This window comes from Thalassobacillus pellis (assembly GCF_016908295.1).
Taxonomy (GTDB): domain Bacteria; phylum Bacillota; class Bacilli; order Bacillales; family Halobacillaceae; genus Thalassobacillus; species Thalassobacillus pellis.
Genome location: NZ_JAFBDO010000002.1, coordinates 925296 through 942819 on the forward strand (window position 1 = coordinate 925296; position 17524 = coordinate 942819).

General features: G+C 39.0%; 22 protein-coding genes. 2 read left to right on the forward strand and 20 right to left on the reverse strand.

The features are described 5' to 3' along the window. Positions 1-74: 74 nt before the first annotated feature. From JOC33_RS10375 to JOC33_RS10415, 9 genes are all read right to left on the reverse strand, one after another. Positions 75-548: a DUF3995 domain-containing protein gene (locus JOC33_RS10375; RefSeq protein WP_205092398.1), complete on the reverse strand. Its 474-nt coding sequence runs from the start codon at positions 546-548 to the stop codon at positions 75-77. A gap of 134 nt (positions 549-682) precedes the next feature. Beyond that, complete coding sequence (locus JOC33_RS10380; RefSeq protein ID WP_205092399.1) at positions 683-1234, reverse strand: GNAT family N-acetyltransferase; 552 nt, start codon at positions 1232-1234, stop codon at positions 683-685. A gap of 198 nt (positions 1235-1432) precedes the next feature. After that, a complete protein-coding gene (locus JOC33_RS10385) occupies positions 1433-1987 on the reverse strand; it encodes a GNAT family N-acetyltransferase (protein ID WP_205092511.1) in 555 nt (184 codons plus the stop codon). A gap of 535 nt (positions 1988-2522) precedes the next feature. Next, positions 2523-2690, reverse strand: coding sequence for a hypothetical protein (locus tag JOC33_RS10390; protein ID WP_205092400.1), 168 nt, complete (start codon positions 2688-2690; stop codon positions 2523-2525). A 402-nt stretch (positions 2691-3092) separates the two neighbouring features. Then, positions 3093-3704 (reverse strand): DUF4166 domain-containing protein, encoded by a 612-nt coding sequence (locus JOC33_RS10395; protein WP_205092401.1) that lies wholly within the window; start codon positions 3702-3704, stop codon positions 3093-3095. Beyond that, positions 3701-4615, reverse strand: coding sequence for a DoxX-like family protein (locus JOC33_RS10400; RefSeq protein WP_205092402.1), 915 nt, complete (start codon positions 4613-4615; stop codon positions 3701-3703). Before JOC33_RS10400 ends, JOC33_RS10395 begins: the two co-directional genes overlap by 4 nt. Before the next feature lie 42 nt (positions 4616-4657). Next, positions 4658-5587, reverse strand: a complete 930-nt coding sequence (locus tag JOC33_RS10405; protein ID WP_205092403.1) for a nucleoside hydrolase — start codon at positions 5585-5587, stop codon at positions 4658-4660. A 166-nt stretch (positions 5588-5753) separates the two neighbouring features. Next, positions 5754-6218 carry a VanZ family protein gene (locus JOC33_RS10410; protein ID WP_205092404.1) on the reverse strand — a complete coding sequence of 155 codons (465 nt, stop codon included), beginning with the start codon at positions 6216-6218 and terminating at the stop codon, positions 5754-5756. A gap of 96 nt (positions 6219-6314) precedes the next feature. Next, positions 6315-6932: a chloramphenicol phosphotransferase CPT family protein gene (locus JOC33_RS10415; protein WP_205092405.1), complete on the reverse strand. Its 618-nt coding sequence runs from the start codon at positions 6930-6932 to the stop codon at positions 6315-6317. Positions 6933-7097: 165 nt separating this feature from the next. Here JOC33_RS10415 and JOC33_RS10420 point away from each other — a divergent pair, with 165 nt between their 5' ends. Further along, complete coding sequence (locus JOC33_RS10420) at positions 7098-7340, forward strand: methyltransferase domain-containing protein (RefSeq protein ID WP_205092406.1); 243 nt, start codon at positions 7098-7100, stop codon at positions 7338-7340. 3 nt (positions 7341-7343) lie between these two features. On the opposite strand, the gene JOC33_RS10425 is transcribed toward JOC33_RS10420, so the two are convergent. From JOC33_RS10425 to JOC33_RS10465, 9 genes are all read right to left on the reverse strand, one after another. After that, the gene (locus JOC33_RS10425) at positions 7344-7652 is read right to left on the reverse strand and encodes a hypothetical protein (protein WP_205092407.1); all 309 of its coding nucleotides are present in this window, start codon (positions 7650-7652) and stop codon (positions 7344-7346) included. A gap of 478 nt (positions 7653-8130) precedes the next feature. Next, entirely contained in the window at positions 8131-8604 is a 474-nt protein-coding gene (locus JOC33_RS10430; RefSeq protein ID WP_205092408.1) for a GNAT family N-acetyltransferase, read from the reverse strand. 655 nt (positions 8605-9259) lie between these two features. Beyond that, a complete protein-coding gene (locus JOC33_RS10435) occupies positions 9260-10348 on the reverse strand; it encodes an NAD(P)-binding protein (RefSeq protein ID WP_205092409.1) in 1089 nt (362 codons plus the stop codon). A gap of 164 nt (positions 10349-10512) precedes the next feature. After that, positions 10513-10995 (reverse strand): DUF4188 domain-containing protein, encoded by a 483-nt coding sequence (locus tag JOC33_RS10440; protein WP_205092512.1) that lies wholly within the window; start codon positions 10993-10995, stop codon positions 10513-10515. Between the two features lie 2 nt (positions 10996-10997). Beyond that, complete coding sequence (locus JOC33_RS10445; RefSeq protein ID WP_205092410.1) at positions 10998-11555, reverse strand: PadR family transcriptional regulator; 558 nt, start codon at positions 11553-11555, stop codon at positions 10998-11000. Between the two features lie 151 nt (positions 11556-11706). Then, positions 11707-12954 carry a DUF4153 domain-containing protein gene (locus tag JOC33_RS10450; RefSeq protein WP_205092411.1) on the reverse strand — a complete coding sequence of 416 codons (1248 nt, stop codon included), beginning with the start codon at positions 12952-12954 and terminating at the stop codon, positions 11707-11709. A 27-nt stretch (positions 12955-12981) separates the two neighbouring features. Next, complete coding sequence (locus JOC33_RS10455; RefSeq protein WP_205092513.1) at positions 12982-13197, reverse strand: helix-turn-helix domain-containing protein; 216 nt, start codon at positions 13195-13197, stop codon at positions 12982-12984. A gap of 6 nt (positions 13198-13203) precedes the next feature. Next, a complete protein-coding gene (locus JOC33_RS10460; RefSeq protein ID WP_205092412.1) occupies positions 13204-13686 on the reverse strand; it encodes a DUF2975 domain-containing protein in 483 nt (160 codons plus the stop codon). A 225-nt stretch (positions 13687-13911) separates the two neighbouring features. Beyond that, positions 13912-14070 (reverse strand): hypothetical protein, encoded by a 159-nt coding sequence (locus JOC33_RS10465; RefSeq protein WP_205092413.1) that lies wholly within the window; start codon positions 14068-14070, stop codon positions 13912-13914. A 222-nt stretch (positions 14071-14292) separates the two neighbouring features. Here JOC33_RS10465 and JOC33_RS10470 point away from each other — a divergent pair, with 222 nt between their 5' ends. Beyond that, positions 14293-15066 carry a helix-turn-helix domain-containing protein gene (locus tag JOC33_RS10470; protein ID WP_205092414.1) on the forward strand — a complete coding sequence of 258 codons (774 nt, stop codon included), beginning with the start codon at positions 14293-14295 and terminating at the stop codon, positions 15064-15066. On the opposite strand, the gene JOC33_RS10475 is transcribed toward JOC33_RS10470, so the two are convergent. Continuing rightward, positions 15014-16687, reverse strand: coding sequence for an FMN-binding glutamate synthase family protein (locus tag JOC33_RS10475; protein ID WP_205092415.1), 1674 nt, complete (start codon positions 16685-16687; stop codon positions 15014-15016). The two genes, JOC33_RS10470 and JOC33_RS10475, sit on opposite strands and share 53 nt — an antisense overlap. A gap of 246 nt (positions 16688-16933) precedes the next feature. After that, the gene (locus tag JOC33_RS10480) at positions 16934-17494 is read right to left on the reverse strand and encodes a CotY/CotZ family spore coat protein (protein WP_205092416.1); all 561 of its coding nucleotides are present in this window, start codon (positions 17492-17494) and stop codon (positions 16934-16936) included. Between the last annotated feature and the right edge of the window lie 30 nt (positions 17495-17524).

Genomic DNA, 17524 nt, shown 5'->3' on the forward strand with positions numbered 1-17524 from the left:
AATTATCTTGCTTTCCATTGATAAAAAGCTGGTTAGCGCCAGCTTTTTTTATGTCACAATGTCATCCCAAACGTTCATTTGAAGGTCCGTTTTTTACTCCTAAGCGCGGATAGTATAAATAAAACTCCCCCAATCATAAAAAATGGCTCCCAAAAAATAAGCCTCCATTTAAGAGCAAGGCTGTCTATTTGTAAAGAAAGCAGACCTATACTTGATAATGCTAAGGTAAGCATGTTTGCAAAGCCGTAAAAAAATAAAAAGACACCGCTGATTAAAGTTAAAAGGACTACTATACGCTTTGTTATTTTTGACCATTCTCTAAGATTTAACAATAACAAAATACCTCCACACACCTTAGCAACCCCAGTTAACCAAACAATAGTAATAAAAGAGGGATCTCTTTCCACAGCTTTTTGATAGATTAGTCCTCCCAAGGATTTTACTCCTATCATCCCTCCACTTGCCCAATAAAAACTCATTAATGCAAATAGAAGACACCAAATGAACCCGCTATAAATATAAAACGTTTTGTTTTGGATTACTTTCATCTCCCTTTTCAGGTATTAAATTTTCGTGAATTGAAGTCTTCCAGGTGCTGCACTTAGTAAAAAAACGATCGTCCATCTTGGACAATTGCCCCCCTGTTTAGAAAATACGAACTTGAGAATTCCCTTAGAGTATCTTATGATTTAGCTGAATTGTTTTTATTTTGCAAATATTTTTCCTGAAAAATCGCTAAGTAAGTAATCCCATGCCAATTACCGTTTCTGAATATTTGGTCTTTCAATTCTCCTTCTTTTTCAAATCCCAAACGCTCATATAAATGAATCGCCCTTTGGTTAAAGGAAAATACCCTTAAATAAACCTTATGTAAGTTTAATTCATAAAAACTATAATTCAATAGCAGTGTCATGGCCTGTGTCCCATAGCCTTTACCCCAGTAATCCTTATTACCAATATCAATGATACATTCAGCATTCCGATTCTTGTAATCGATATGGACAAGAGATACAATTCCTATCGGCATATTGTTTTCGTTTAATTCAATGATGTAACTTTTAGATGAACTCGATTGGCAAATACTTTGTATGAAGGTCTCTGTTTCTTTAAAGGTATGAACGTCCAGCTCTGGATTTGTGTTTTCCATGACCTCCATATTATTTCTCCAGTCATGATAGATAACTGCGTCACTTTCTGTTACCTTTCTTAAATGAATACGATCTGCAGTAAACATAGTTTCCCTCCAGGTTATTAAATGGTTCAAAATATCCCACTGTTTCTCATTATCTCAGCTTCTCGAAAAATTACACTATGATTTCTTAAAAGTGGATGAACAATTCTTTTAAGGCGATCTTAAACTCTCGTCTCTTCTCATATAATAATGGGCGCGATTCCCTAACTAAGAATTGCGCCCGATAGCTCTGATGACTGGTTATAATGAATTTATGTAATACACGAGGTTATCGGTCCATTCATTAAATTCGTAAATAAAACCCTTCCTTGTACATTCATAATTCATTCCTGCCGCCTCCGCTAAACGAATCGAAGGAGTATTATCTAAATTAATATGAGCTTCTATACGGTGGTAGCCAAGATTTTTAAAGGCAATGCTTAGCCCTTCCTTGACTGCCTCTTTACCATAACCATTATTCCAAAATTGGTTGTGCATACGATATCCCAATAGCCCCCATTGGAATTCTTCTCTCATTATCGTACAAAACTCCACCTTGCCGATATGTTTCTGATCCGATTTTCTAAAAACCCCGAAAACATATGCCTCATCATGGTCAGCTAATCCCTGATATTTTGCAACTACATCATGGAACTCCTCCTTCGTCCATCCATTCAAATCTATGCCGTCTCCGTCATATTTGTACTGGGAAGGAAGCCTGTCCCTAAATCCCTCTAGCCAACGTTCATAGTCCTCTTTCTGTAACGGTCTTAAAACTAATCTTTCTGTTTCTGATTGCAGTTTCAGTTCGTTCATTTTCAATGTGATATCTCCTCTTAATTAATATATTCCTGTAATGCATAAGCTGCTTGACTAGATTCATCTAGTATATTTGCCATAAGACATCACACCTTCCAATATGTATTAAAAATATAATAACATAAGCAAAAAAAATAAACTTGAATCTTTCAGAAACCATCCAAGTCTATGAAATCAATTTTTCCCTTCATAACTTAAGAGGTAAGGCGGCGATCAAATTCATTAACTTTAAAGAATTGAACTCGTCATAACACAGGTTAATCCTTTAATTAACACCCTCTCACCAGAAAAAGGAGGTTTTTTATTCTGTAAGTATCGTTTCTGCCCCGGTCTAATTGTTGGGAATAATAGACTGCAAATGAGATAACTAACCCCTAATATTACTTGTGTTCTATGTATGAAAAGACGAGCAACTCTTTGAGGAGAGTTCCGCCTTTAGGTGCGCTTGGAGAGGGAGATTTCTTTCGGGATATATTAAAAGCCCGCATTGTGTGGGCTTTTTAAATTTTTAATATTTTCCATACCACCTGTTTTAATCGTTAAGATGGTTTCTCTTATTATAGCGTTCACTATCGGAAAATCCGCTATCGGAAAGTGTGTGGCTATGTTTGTTCGTCTTTCGTTTTTGTTTCAAGTCATAGAAAATGGCAATGCCAATAATAAGAGCCAAAGCCCCACCCAAAAACAGCCATAGCATCATGATTTGTTCCTCCTCTCGCATAACCTTATAAAAAGTCGTAACAGCAACCATCGCCTTTTATGAAGTATACGTTTTTCTTTCGTTGACCATTTCTTTGAAAATGAAGGAGTTAGAAAAATTGTTACTTGGCAAATAAAACACGTTAGGATGGGGGTGTGATATTTCCAATAATACTTTCCTTTCACTATGGTTAGAGGTTTGCATTACAATCCAATAATGGAGTATATGTATTTTGCAGAAAAAAAGAAGGGAAAAACTTTTTCATGATTATATCCTTTTTTGCTAAAACTGATTTCATCTATGGCAAAAGACAGAGATCAAAACAAAATAAATGTTTTATTTATTTGTATGATCTGTGCACCATTTGAAACCAGAGATGGGTCGCCCGTTAAGTTGTTATATTTAAATAGGCTGCTCCTTAAATTCCCCTTCGTAAGCCATCAATCTTCCTACTAGTTTATTTTGTATATCAACATTTATAGTAAAAGTATCTTTGGCATCATCATATCCTTCCTCAACGGTAACATCTGCTTGTAAAAAAGAAGGAATTGGAATTTCCACCTTTCCAAAAATGATGCGTTGAGAATCAGATCGAATGCACATACGCCCTTCACGTGTTACTTCAAATTTTAAATCGGAATAGAATAAGTTAGGCTCACCAAGGTAATCCTTAACGAATTCATATTTTTCATCAATGGTCATAAAAGCATTGAAATGACGGGTAACCTTATTAAAATAGAAAGACCGCTCCCAATAGATTTCTACACCTCCCCCTGGTAGTATTCTGCTTGTATTTTTTATTGTAAACGGGACATCTTTTCCATTTTCCGGAAATAGTAATTGCCACCGTGTGGCTAACCTTAAGAAGGGGGTTTGCCAGGAAGAGCCTGTTTCTATTTTCGACATCGTCCCCCTCCCATAAAACGGCTGCCCGATTGGCAACGCATAACGCTCTTGAAGCTTCGGATGAAGTTTTTGAAAATCTTCTTTTAAGAGATCTTGGAAAATGGTCACTTAGAATCAACCTTCCTAGTACGCTTGCATCTAGCAGCCTTGGGCAAACCTTTCGTAACGATGAACCCAATAATGGTAAGGACCCATAGGCTAGCGTTGAAAGTAACAGGATTAAATGGATGAAGGGAAATGGAAGGTACAGCTATTAAGGAACTGATTGTTAGTACCGGAAATACAACGATTTGTAAAGCATGCAAATGTCTTTTCTCACGATAAAGTAGCCACATTAACCCAAATAAAACTTCAAGCACACCTACGATTCCCACCCCGGTTACAGCAGCTTCCCCCTTCAAGGAAGATAACATGGAAAGCATATATATTTCTTCAGAATGTTTGGCAATTATCTTGGGAACTAACCCCTGATAAAGCCAGACGAAGAAAAAGAGAAGCGTAATGAAATAACTAGTAGAAAGACGTAAATACTGACTTTTGGGAGATTCTCCCGTTTCTATCCATTGTTTCAGCACGTCGAAGCTAAGAGCAGTCGCCCATCCCATCAACGGACGGAACCATAGGTCTATAAGTCTCCCAATTAATCCAAAGCGGACAGAATAATCATATTGAGTCAGAAAAGTCGTTCCGCCATTTGTAGGTATGTATTTCCAGTACCCTCTCCCCTCATGGATAGGAGAGATCTTTTGATCGGTACCAAAATGAAGGGAGGAGGTCTTTGAGCCATGTTTGTTATTGTGTGTGCCGACACTTTTCCCCCAGCCGGCAACTTTTATAACTCCGAACTTAGTTTCATATAAAAACGATTGTGGATCATCCTCTGACTCTTTAGGCAGATAATTTATAGAAGAAAACCGCAAATCCCACTGCTCATGCAGCTTAGGATTCTGTGACATTTCCCACACTTTTTCTACAGGGGCCTGGATAGGTAATTCTACGTAAATTGGTTTGGATTTCATAAGAATGTCCCCTCTATTATTAAATAACCTTTCTATTTTAAATCACTCAGGTAACATCACTTTAGTAAACTCTTCTAAGAAAGCTTCATAATGAAGATTCATAGCAATCCCTGTACTCCCCTTTTTGCTGGTTGGACGAAGGTCAATATAGGACTGGCCTCTTGCCTCAATTCCCTCAACTACGTTGGCATCATAATATATGTAATCCACTACTTCCGGATTTTTAATAACGATTATTGTCAGTAAATCATGAATAGGCGCACCGCTAATCCCAGGTATTTTTTCCTTATAAAATTTGTAATAATACTCAAAAATAGGAGCCATCATGAAAGCATAGAAGTTTTTCTTGTTTCTGGAAATCTTCTCTACAACATTGGGGGTTATGATAGCGAATTGAGTTACATTCAATGGAGTTATCGTTAGATTATGAGCAAATTTCAGAACAAAATTAGAGGAAGTCGGATCTCCATAAAAATTTGCTTCCGCTAGTGCTGTTACGTTTCCTGGAACGAAGAAAGCACCACCCATTACGTAAAAAGAATTAACCATTTTTATATAATCCGGAAATAAGATAAAGGCAGTTGCAAGGGTCGTCGAACGGCCAGTGTCTACAATAATAAGTTCATTCTTAAACCTCTCTATCAGGAGACGAATCGTGTCAAAAGGGTAAGTCTGATATTGCATATAACCAGGGGGCTGTATTGGGCCAATCCCCTCTTCACCGTGAATTTCCGGATAAAAGGTAACTTCCTCCTGTTGAACTGGTTTGGAAGCTCCGGGGATAATCGGAATATCCTTTCGACCCGCCAATTGTACCAAATAAGCAGCATTTGCTGTAGCTTGTTGTTTAGTAACATTACCATAACTCGTGACGATACCTACGACTTCAATGTCAGGATCCATTAAAGCATACATAATTGCTAAAGAATCATCGATTCCAGGGTCACAAAAGAAAAGAATTTTTTTCGTCATAGGGTCCCCCCTCCTTTTATAACTATATATTCCAAGGTTAAACTAATCATGATTGATTAATTTTGGGAGGATTTAATAGAAGTAAACACTTAAGACTCCACATCCTGGGTTAACAGCCCTTGCCTTTCCAATGCTTCAAATACGTTAGTGGAAGAGATAAAAATACTTAATTTAATAATTTCTGAACAATTTTTGTTTTCCAAATAGTAAAACCTAACAAAGCTCCAATCATATTAAGAATGAAATCATCAATATCAAAACTTCCTCTTCTTGTTATTACTTGTATTACTTCGATAACAAACAATAATATAATCATAGAAATAGCAAATAAACCTACTGTGTTTATTTTTTTCATAACAAAAGGCAGGTAAACACCCATTGGGAAAAACATAACGAAGTTACCAATAAGGTTTTTTACAGGTATATCCAAATTCATACTTCCATCAACTATTGCTGAAATATATGTACTTATAGTCTTAAATGGAACAAAATTAGACGAGCGCTTGATATATTCTATTAAAGATAGGTCTGACCATACATTCCCTCTTGAACCTAAGAATAATAGCGCCATCAATGCGAATAAATAAAACACGAAACTAATACTAAGAACTACTTTATATCCTTTCTTCATTTTATCCTCCATTACTTGCTATGTTTCTTAAATATAGTCTTTCTTCAACAATTGCACCTATTAACTTCATAACACCAGGTGCAAGGTTTGTTCATTTTATATGTTCTTAATGAGCTTGAAAGCTGTCGGGGATGGATCATCTTCTTGTCTCTTGTAAATTAATTCAGCACACTCTTCAGGACTTAGAACAGATGTATCAACTTCCAAATCGTAAATCCCAGGTATATGAACAAGTTTCTGCCATAAAGAAACTGGCTTTGGTATTTCATGATCATCGTTGTAGCCAACATTCCATGTCTTGATTCGTCGTTCCATGATAACTTCAATTGGACAACGAACTCCTACGAACAAAACTGGAAACCCCTCCAATATTCTGGCACACTCAGGTAGAATTCTTAACGGTACTGAATAACCGTCATGATGCCCCACATCCACAACGACGTTCAGTCCTTGGCGACTGAATTGTGCGATTGCCTCATACATAGCTCGATACATGATTTTTATAGTCGGTTCTAGCTCGGGATGTTCACCTCCAGGTCTTAAACCAATCCCAGGCTGGAACTGTTCAGGAGTCATCTGCATGACCTGATCAACTCCTAAGTTCATCCACACACCTTCAAATGTTTTCTGGATTATTGAAGCAATACTGGACTTTCCAGATCTGGGGGTACCGTTTAAAATAATTATCTTTCCAGGCTTATCTACACTTAACAATATTAGTTTCCTCCTGAATATTCGTTATTGAATTAACCTGATCCGTCAGTTATACAATTAAGATCCCAAATACCCCTGGTAATGTAATAAGGCTGGTCACCCTTCCAGGCTAACTAATGCTATCCATCTGAATAGCTCAGGAAAATCTGACGGACACAGCCTAACATGGAGATTGAGCTATTAGATTTACAAGAAAATGAGGACTTATTGGAAGTAGGCTGTGGTGCAGGATATGCTTTAAAATGTATAGCAAAAAAGTCGCCAGTTAGAAAAGTAACAGGCCTAGATACATCTAAAACATTATTACGATCTTCTACCTTTAGAAATAAGCGTGAAAACCAATGTTTCCAAATAAAGATGGATATCCGTATCCTCAAAAAAAGCCAACATGATATGTTGACTCTCTAAAGATTATTCAGTTTCAAACTGTTTACGGATCCAATTTTTCAAAGGCAATGGTACTATTTTTAGTATCATAGGTAGAAATAAAAGAAGCAAGCCGGAAATCCCCAAAATTATACTGGAAACAAAGAATCCTTGAGCGTGTTTTGGAATATTAGCTTCTGGAACTCTTTCAGCTGTTTGAATTCCTAAGAAACTAATTCCTATTCCGTCTCCATCAGCATTTGTACCCATCGCTCTTAACTCAACTCCTTTTTCATAGGCCATGTAGGATAAATAACCAATAAAAATCACAGTCATTATTCTAAAGAATTTCAAATCACCGCCCCCAAATGTAAAATTGTTACTTTAAGCGTAACATACATATTTTGAAACTTTTAGAAACAACTGTTTTTCTTCTTGAGCGTGGTTCAAATTAACAATCGAGAAAAAAACAACACAACACTTTGTTCGTATGCTAAGTGGGAAGGTAATCGGTCCATTGGAGGAAACCTCCTTCAACCCTGCTCAAGGCTATGTAATGGACAAGTTCGGGATAACCTTCAATATAATTACTGAAACTCAAAAATAATTTAGCGTTAAATCCATTACACTTTTTATCTAAAACTGGGTTAACAACCCTTGCGTCCAATTCTTGAATAAAGAGAGGATTACGCTTATTAAAGAATCGCCCCTATAATAGAATAATAAGCGCAATCTGAAAATAAAAGAATTACACCCTATAACAGAAAAAATTAACATTTAAAAAAGAACAAGACTCGTATAAATAACAGACACTCTGTAATGCAAATAATCTTTAGTCAAGTATTAGAACAAATTCCTCCACTTCTTCACCACGAGCGTTAGAAAACACTCTGTCTTCACCAGATATTGTAAAACCACAGTTCTCCAGTACTTTGAGTGATCTAATGTTGTCCTTGGCAGCACGAGCATACAGTGGACGAACTGTAACGTATTTTAAAAATTCCCTTAAAGCATTGGTAGCGATTCCTTTGCCCCAATATTCTTTTCCTATCCAGTAGCTAACTCCTGGTACGCCTAACTGCTCGAAACATAAAATATTTCCAGCAACATTATTTTGAACAGTGATCGTTTGCTTGATGATGTTTTTATCCGCCAGAATTTTATTCCAGTGTGTTAAGAAGCTGTTCCAATCTCCCGGTTCCTTACTTGTAAATGCCGCCATATGATTTGCATCCGGATCCTGTTGGTGTTTGAAGAACACAGGAAGATCATCTTCAATTACGTTTCGAAGGATGATAATGCTCACCAATATTTCCCCTTTGTAGTTTACTAATTTTAGTAAACTTATTTCGCGTTATCCATAAAATTAAGTGGCCATTATAATGAAAAGCGAACACTTCTTACTCTTGAAAAGTCCCTAATTTTTCTCCAGTATAACAAGTGTAGATATGAGGGGTACGAAACCAACTGGACTCTGAGAAACAACCTTCCATCCCTCTTGAAGAAGTTGATTTAACTCACTTACGTTATTCTTTTTATCAGATTGATAACTAACTATAATAGCCTTTTGCATAATACACCTCCCGCTAAGCGTACTTAAATCCTATCTAATACATAACGATTTTAAAATACATCCAGAAACTCCCCCAATATTACCCTTCATTTAACGTACTATATCTTGTATACGAACCAGTGTTTATAGAGTTTCACATACTTACTTCATCTTGGAAATACGTCTATGTTTATATACTAAGCAGGGTCCGTGGAAGTGAATTTTACGGATTGCTCAATTCGTTTATCTGGATCTAACTCCAATAATATTTTCTTCTATATAACCAGTGATTCCACCTTCTTACTACCGTTAGTTTAAATTAATTTCAGATCACATCTTCTATGCTTACAGAAAAAATAGCCCCTGCCCATTCAGTCAATAGGGGGCTATTTTTTTCGTAAAAAAAACTTTATTTCGATATAAAAGGCTTCAATACATGGCTGAGTCCTTTCAACACACTCATGTTCGGCTGGGTGACAACTTTCTTTACCATCGAATTGTGAAGTGATCTAGTCACTAAATCCAGTTGATGATTGCTCAGTTTTTCAACCCCTCTGCGGAGTACCAGGGAATCATCATAATCCTTAAAGAGTGGTTTACACAGTGCTTCATAATCCCCAAGACCGCAAATATCCTGAGCTGCATAAATGCCGCTAAGTATGGATCCCGTCTGTCCAAAACCCAAGAATGGAGTAATGGCACCGAAGCAGTTACCAACAAAGAACGTGTTTCCGATCCGTGGATATCTGCATTTTCCTACCATGTAATCGGTAATCGTAAACTCTTTTTCAATCACAACTTCCTGGTTCAGTGTATGGGAGGCTTGCTTCACAAATGCTTCCCAGAACCCCTTTCTATTTTGTATCCAATCGTCTTCATATTGCGGATAGACGATTACGAGGGTGGCCTGTGTTTTGGAGTGAGGCAGCAAGTAGCCCATACCTTTTGGAGCAAACTGGCTGTTGAACCAGGTATGTACCTCATTACGGACGAAATCCCCTTTAACGATAGCACCAGCGAAAGTAGAAGGAAAAGCTATATCATATGGCTGGATCTGCTGTGTATCCTGTGGATCGCCTGTAGCTAATACTACATGGGTATATTCTTTTGAGATGGCTTCATAACTCGCGTGGCTGTCATATTGGATTTTGCTATGCACCAGCTGTTGGGCTATTTGCTTTTCGTAGGACTCCCTGTATTGGCCCCGCATATTGATAAAACCGATATTTCCTTCTACATAGGCAGATTCGTTTTCTGAATGGACAAATATTTTCTGTACATTGCTGGTAGGTTTTAAGTGGATATCATAGGTTTCCGAAAAGAATTTTACCGAGTCATCGATGGGGGCATGAAGAATAGGCGTCATCAATTCCGCAATGTCATAGCGAAAACCTATTTCCTTTCGTTGTTCAAATATATCAGCAGTATGCCCGTGTTTTTCCAATGTCAATGCGCAGGAAAGACCGGCCAGTCCTGCTCCGATGATCGCTGTTTTCACAAGGTTCCCTCCTTTTTACATAGTGTTCGTAAGGAGGCCCGTTTTATTCTAACCGGCTTGATGGTACTTTTAAATTCAGTCTTACTTCTTTGCAAGCCTTGATTGAATAATCATCCCTTTTTGTTGAAAATTCAAGATCAAAAGTAACTCATTGCACACACCCATCATTTGATCTTCCCCAGACGTTGGCGTGCGGTTTTTGATGATTGGGTAACAGGTTTATGGCCGAGAGCTTTTGCTAATCCGAATCTTGGCATATTCCCATAGATTGACTCATATTGGTTAGGTTTAATTAAATATGTTTCATGGTAGATACCCACTGCATCAGTGTTACTGGCTTTTTTATTAAACTCTCGCCATGCTTTCAGATGTTTCTCTCCTTTTGCATATTTCATTAAATCATCCTCAGATTCCCAATATTGGACCATGAGAGTGGAACGTAAATTGAAAAAATTTTCCATAGCAAGAAATCCTAAACCTTTGTTGCTGAAAAGCTCTTTGATCATAGGAGGCATGGCTAGAAATACAGGAACCCATTTGTGCAGCGCCCACCACTTATTTATACGCATACCGATAAGGAAAACCACAAATTCGTCTTCTTCCCTATTTTCAACTGTAAACCTGCCATTGAAAATTTCTGCTCCCATCATTATTCCTCCTTAAGATTAAGTAATGTATCCTTTGTTCTTATACACCAATCCATCGCAGCATGGGTCGTACTAAGTCCATAGTCCAGAGTAATAATCCAGAAAGGCGCATCCTTATGTTCAGAAGACTCTGTGAGGATCATTTTCTTAATACATTCATAAGTGTTAGATCTTTCAACCAATTTTTCATAGTAGTTTTCAATTTGTGCAATAGTAGTGGATTTATCTTGCTGACGACTAAAAAACAGCTTTAGGAGGAGCTCGTTCTTTTCTATAGGAAGTTCCTGGACAGGTTGTTGTAACCATTGTTTGAGAAAATCTTTTCCAGATGAAGTGATATAATATTCTTTCTTATCAGGCTTTCCTTGCTGAGATGTAATCTTCACTTCGGCATATCCTTTATCCACTAGCTGCTTCAAAGCAGGGTAAATTTGACCGTAGCTGATTTTCCAAAAGTGATTTAAACTGCCGTCAATCATTTGCTTCATTGAATAACCAGTGTGGTATCCCGTCACCAGAAGACCTAGCAAAGCGTATTGTGTATAATTTTTCTGAGCCATTGCAGCACTCCTTTGTATCTTCTTGATATATATCTTTTTGATATATTCAATTTATCAAATATTCACACAAATGTAAACAAAAAAAGATAAAACCCCTAAAGAAATACCTTTAGGGGTTACGCTTAAAATCATAACGGCGATAACTGCCTTGCTAGTTAAAAATAATAGGAAAAGTGAATGTAACAAAAGCGGCCCAAAGTCCGTAGACCGGCAAATACTTAGTAACGGAATCCTGGACAGCGGTCAGTTCGGATTTGTTTTGCAGAAAACGCATATAGGAGAGCATAATCCATATCAGATTTGCCCAGATAAGCACGTTTACTCCTAACACAGCAAGTCTATTTGGTGTAATTCCATATGAAGAAAGCCTGAACACGATGGCTGACAACGCCACACTGTCGATGATGAGCGCAAGAGCAATCAAGGCGACATTGATATAATCTGAAATGTGTTTTTTCTCGTCTGTGTCGCGTTCGGTAATCGAAAATATGGTGACGGCCAATACACCAAGGAGGATTCCGTTGAAGGCTATCAGGAAATTGCGGTCCAGGAATGGATTTTTACCGAGCCATATAACCGTTACAAGATAGACCAACAATGTGATCAGGACAAGAGGGCTGAAAATCTTCGCTATATAAGGGGTGATATTCTTGGCAAGATTAAGATTCATCGATACCAGATATGTTGCCACAATAGCGAGAGCGGCAGCACCAAATAACACAATATTACTAAAATAGAAATCTTCTATATCGAGACCGACAAAACTGAATAACTGCATGGTCAATGCTGCCAGCACCATTCCGCTGACTGCCATGCTGGCGTAGAGGATGCCGTATTCGAGATTAAATTTTATATAGTCTATTCTTCTGTTGCCTTTTGAATAATCGTTTCCTGTAAAGGCAAGCCCCAGCAGCACCCATAAGAAAATAGGAAGGTGTAAATAGGCAAGGATAATACTGTCTTTTTCATTTAATGGCAGCATATTAAGATAAACACCTGAAATGATGAACAACGCTGCCAAGGTATAAATGATGTTTCTTTTTGGCCGATTATTGTAAACAAAGTAGGCAGCTATAAAGGGAATTATTCCAAAAGCAAGGTTAATCGGAGCAATCGCTTCCTGTTCGACAAAATGGAAAATGATCCTGGTGCTTATCCCGGCCAGAATAGCTAACAGGCCCATCAATAAGAAACCTTTTTGAAACAAGGAAGGTCTAATTGTATTTGCTGTCTCCCTGAAATGCAATCTCTCATACCAGACATTAAGAACTGGAGAATCAGGATGCTGTTCCCATGCGTGTAAGAATGACTTCTTAAAGGCTTTCGGGTCTTTACGATACATTCTCTCCAGTTCATGTGGGTTACCTATATTTTCAAGAACCACATTGTGACTATCCATCGTCATGCCTCCCCATTTTTATTGAAATTAACTTTCCTCATCACTTCGGTATTCCAAAATATCTCCGGGCTGACACTCCAAAGCCTTACATATGGCATCTAATGTAGATAACCGAACCGCTTTTGCCTTCCCATTTTTCAATATCGAAAGGTTCGCCATCGTTATTCCAACCTTCTCAGAAAGTTCCGTTACACTCATTTTCCTTTTAGCCAGCATCACATCGATATTAATGATAATCATAATTTCACCTCAGACCGTTAAATCATTTTCTGATTTGATAGCAATCGCTTCTTGTAAAAGTTTTTGGAGAACAGCAGCAAAAACTGCTATGACCAGGGAAGCAAAAGGGACAGCTAAACCGACAAAGACAACGCCTGGTGCATCGTCTGCTTCCGCAAAAAGATAGAACAACGGCAAGGCCAGTACATGCAAAACACTGATGGAGATCGCACAGTATTTGATCTTCTTCAAAGCTTTTACAGATAAATCGGAGAAAGCTTTATTTTTGTCAATGTATCGTAAGAGCATGAAGGCCTGATACAAAGCAAAGTAGAAAGGTATCGCCGATCCTTCGAAAACGATGTAGACGAGAACACTAATAAAACCGAACTCCGGAAGCAATTCTGCGGCAAGATCCGCTAACTCAGGCACCAAAAAAATGCACAGACCAAGAACCGGAACTCCGAGAAGAACCACAGCTATTTTTAAAAACAATGTTGTTACTTTTTTCATGAAAAGCACCTCACTTCTTTATCGTCACATTTATTTTAAATAAATATTTATCGTTTTGCAATAAATAATTATTCAAAAGGGATAATTACTTTGTCGAAAAACCTAAAAAAACATTTCTCCTTCAAAGAAATGCTCGCACTTATGACACTCTATCCCACTCACTCTCCTGTTAAAGGAAATATACAAAATGCGACCGAATTATTAGAGGATGTTAATTATTGATGCTCACAGCAGGGAATGCTTGTTGAACAGAATACGCTCGATCAAAGGTGAAATATGCTCGTCCGCTGCCTGAATACGATCGCCCAGCGATGTAATATGCTCGCCAGTATGTTTACCGGCTAATGCTTTTCCCGCAAGCTGAAGCCAGGCTCGTTTTGACACCCCTGCTTGACATGGCAAATGACACCCTATCAACAGCCCTACATGCCATGTGGGAGTAAGCACCATTCCATATTAAACATGTCGGAAACAGAGCATAAACTAAATTGATATAAAAACCATATGTAAATAACGTAGGAAAAACTGAAATTATATTTCACCCATGACACCTGAATTATTTTTCATTCGATTATAGAATAAACGAACATATAAGGTGAGGAACAAATGGATATTTCAGAAATTCGCAGCCTGCAAGCTTTTCCCAGTAAAAAAGAAATGGATCTCCGGGTCCGTGCCTTCTTATACCATCACAAAGCCGAACTTTCTTCGGGCACACTCGATGTTCTCCGCTTCATATGGAGGCATTCCGTAAAATATCCTGGTGTGTCATTCGCTAAAATTGAAACAATTATGCTGAAAACCCTGCGGAGCAGAAGTACCGTCATCCGTGCCATCAATACACTTGAAGAAAAAGGATTATTGACGCGTATCCCGAATACCCGCCCGAATGGGAAACGCGGGGTGAATATTTTGGTGATCAACGCCAGTACGGAAGAACAGCTTCCATCAGAAGACGCAGGTGTATCTACGACAAATGAAAAAGCTTCCTCTCCAATTAAAATTCCTCAAGAGAAAGCTTCAGCTATTAAGTCAACGAAGCAAGTGATCGATGCCGACTATCTGCCATCTTACATTCCAGACGCATTCATTGCTCTGACCCAGTCATTTCTGAACGTAAACGAAATACTTTCTGCCTGGAATAGCGTCCGACGTGTTTATGAAGTATACAACTTGAACTACCCCGTCGAGCATTATTTACAAGCGATTATCCGAACCTTCAAACAGGCGGTTTTCGCCAAGCAAAACGGCTGGATCAAGAAGACATTCCTCGGTTATTTCTATGGCGGCATGAAGGCAACCTTTACGCAGCTGGTGCGTAAAGAGGTTATGAGTGACCCAGCGAATCTTTATTTTGACTGGCTGGATTCATCTTCTTGAGCCTGACTTCGGATGGATCGAGAAGTGTCTGGCGTTCTTCGACTATGGATTCATAAATTTCATCGAGGGACCATACTTTGCCCCGGGCATCGTTGTAGACAATATGTTCCCGTTTAAAATGGACGGGAGAATCAAGGCCTGCTGCTGCAGCGACGCGGAATAAACCTTTGCGCATGGTGATGACGTAATTCGCCGTACGCCATTTCTTTTCATCAATGACAAGGCCTTGTTGCTTTTCAGGATCCGTTGTTGCGACACCAACCGGACAGGCATTGGAAGAACACTGGAGGGCTTGAATACAGCCGACCGTAATCATGAAAGCACGGGCAATGTTAATCAGGTCAGCTCCCATCGCAAGCGCAATAGCAATTCTGTCGGGAGAGATCAGCTTGCCTGCTGCGATAATTTTCAACTGCTCCCTGACACCGTATTTTTTTAATGCGTTATCGAGTAATGGCAGCGCAGAACGGATCGGCAGGCCGACACTGTCCGCGAGCTCCTGATAGGAAGCTCCTGTGCCTCCTTCTCCCCCATCAACTGTGATGAAGTCAGGACTTCTCCCGGTGTCCCGGATGCTTTTTGCGAGTTCTTCTGCTTCCTGCTTACTGCCGATAACGACTTTCATTCCTACTGGCAAACCGGAATGTTCACGGATTTTATCCATAAATTCAAATAAAGATGGGAAATCACTGAACTCCTTGAAGCGGTTCGGACTATCAATTGACTTGAAAGGCTCCACCATGCGGATGCGCGCGATTTCCTCTGTCACCTTTTCCGCATCGATATGGCCGCCCCGTGTTTTTGCACCCTGAGCCAGTTTGATTTCAAAGGCTTTCACTTCTGGGATTTCACTTTTTTCCTTTAAGGCTTCCCAGCTGAAATTTCCTTCTTTATCGCGGACACCAAAAAGCCCAGGGCCAATTTGCATGATGATATCTACGCCGCCCTTTAAATGATAATCAGACAGCCCGCCTTCCCCGGTGTTCATCCAGGTTCCTTTAGCGATGCCCAGCCCCTTTGATATAGCAGTTATCGCATGGTCTCCCAGGGAACCATAACTCATCGCAGACATGCCGATTTGGCCCCTTACGATAAATGGGTTCCTCGCTCTTTCCCCAATTACAATTGCGTCATTCTCATCGAGCAGGTAAACAGGGGACTCATCCTGTTCCAGTTTTTCTATTTTATCCCCAAATAATGGCTCCTTCAGCAGTAGATAGCGATCGGTCGTTACCTTCGTGTCGCGGTCCATCTTCATCTCTTCTGTCAGCTTCGGAAACATGGAATTACGGATATAATATCCTTCTTTTTCAAAATCACGCTGCGAACCAAATCCGAACACGTCCCGTTTATATTTAGCCTTGTGTTCGATATGCTCATATTCATTCCGCGAAAAAGGCTTCCCTTCCCGGTCATTATTAAATAGATAGGACCTGAGCTCCGGTCCGATCGATTGCAGGAAGTATCTCATCCGGCCGATTACCGGATAATTTCGTAAGACCGGGTATTTTTTTTGCGTTCGGTCTACCTTGAACAAATATATCCCAATTGCAAGTAGTATCATTATGATTAATGCACAAGTCACAAAGCCGATGACAATCATGATGTCCGCTAAATTCATGCATGTTCCCTCCTTATGTAATCCCTTTTAGGATTGACAGAAGAAGTGAATGTCATCCGCAGAAATTAAATTTATTCGCATTAGAAAAACCTGACTTATCGCCAAGTCCTTATGGCGAAAACCTTAGTTATTTTACTTATACTTTAAACCTTTAACAAAGTTGAGCTTTCTTAAAATGAAAAAAGACCAGAGAATAATTCTCTGATCTCTTCCTGTAATCTTCTCACAAATACATGGTAATCTTTATCAGCAGCAGTCTTCTTCATCATCTACATCAAATTCAGATGCAGGGCGAGGTGTCAGTGGATCCAGGCAAACAATGCCGCAGAAACAATCCAAATCCACCGTTATACATATCCCAGTTGCCTGCAGGTTCCGGATGCTATTTCCCGGGAAGAAATCGCAAATTCTATTTCCTTTACCGCTTGGGCCAGGAGTTGAACCACCCATCGTAATTGGAAGCAGTAATTCCAATTGTACACAGCATTCATCTTCATCGACGAATTTCTTCGCACGGAAGATTGGCGTTTCTACACATCGTAAAGCAGTCATACCTGATCCACCAACGGGAGACCTGAAGATACCGCTTCCGATAAACGGATCACAATCACCCTTACAGAAAAGGGCGAATGGAATAGTAGTGGGACCATTCCCATTAGCAACTGGGGAAACCAAATCCCTGATGGATTGATCACACCCTGTGGAACAGCAATTACCTGTACCAGCTACTTCATCCTGTGCCTTCACAATTCTACGAACAGTTTCACATACACATGCATCAAAATCATTTCTATTACCACAACTCATTATTAATAAATCTCTCCTTCTTGAAAAGTT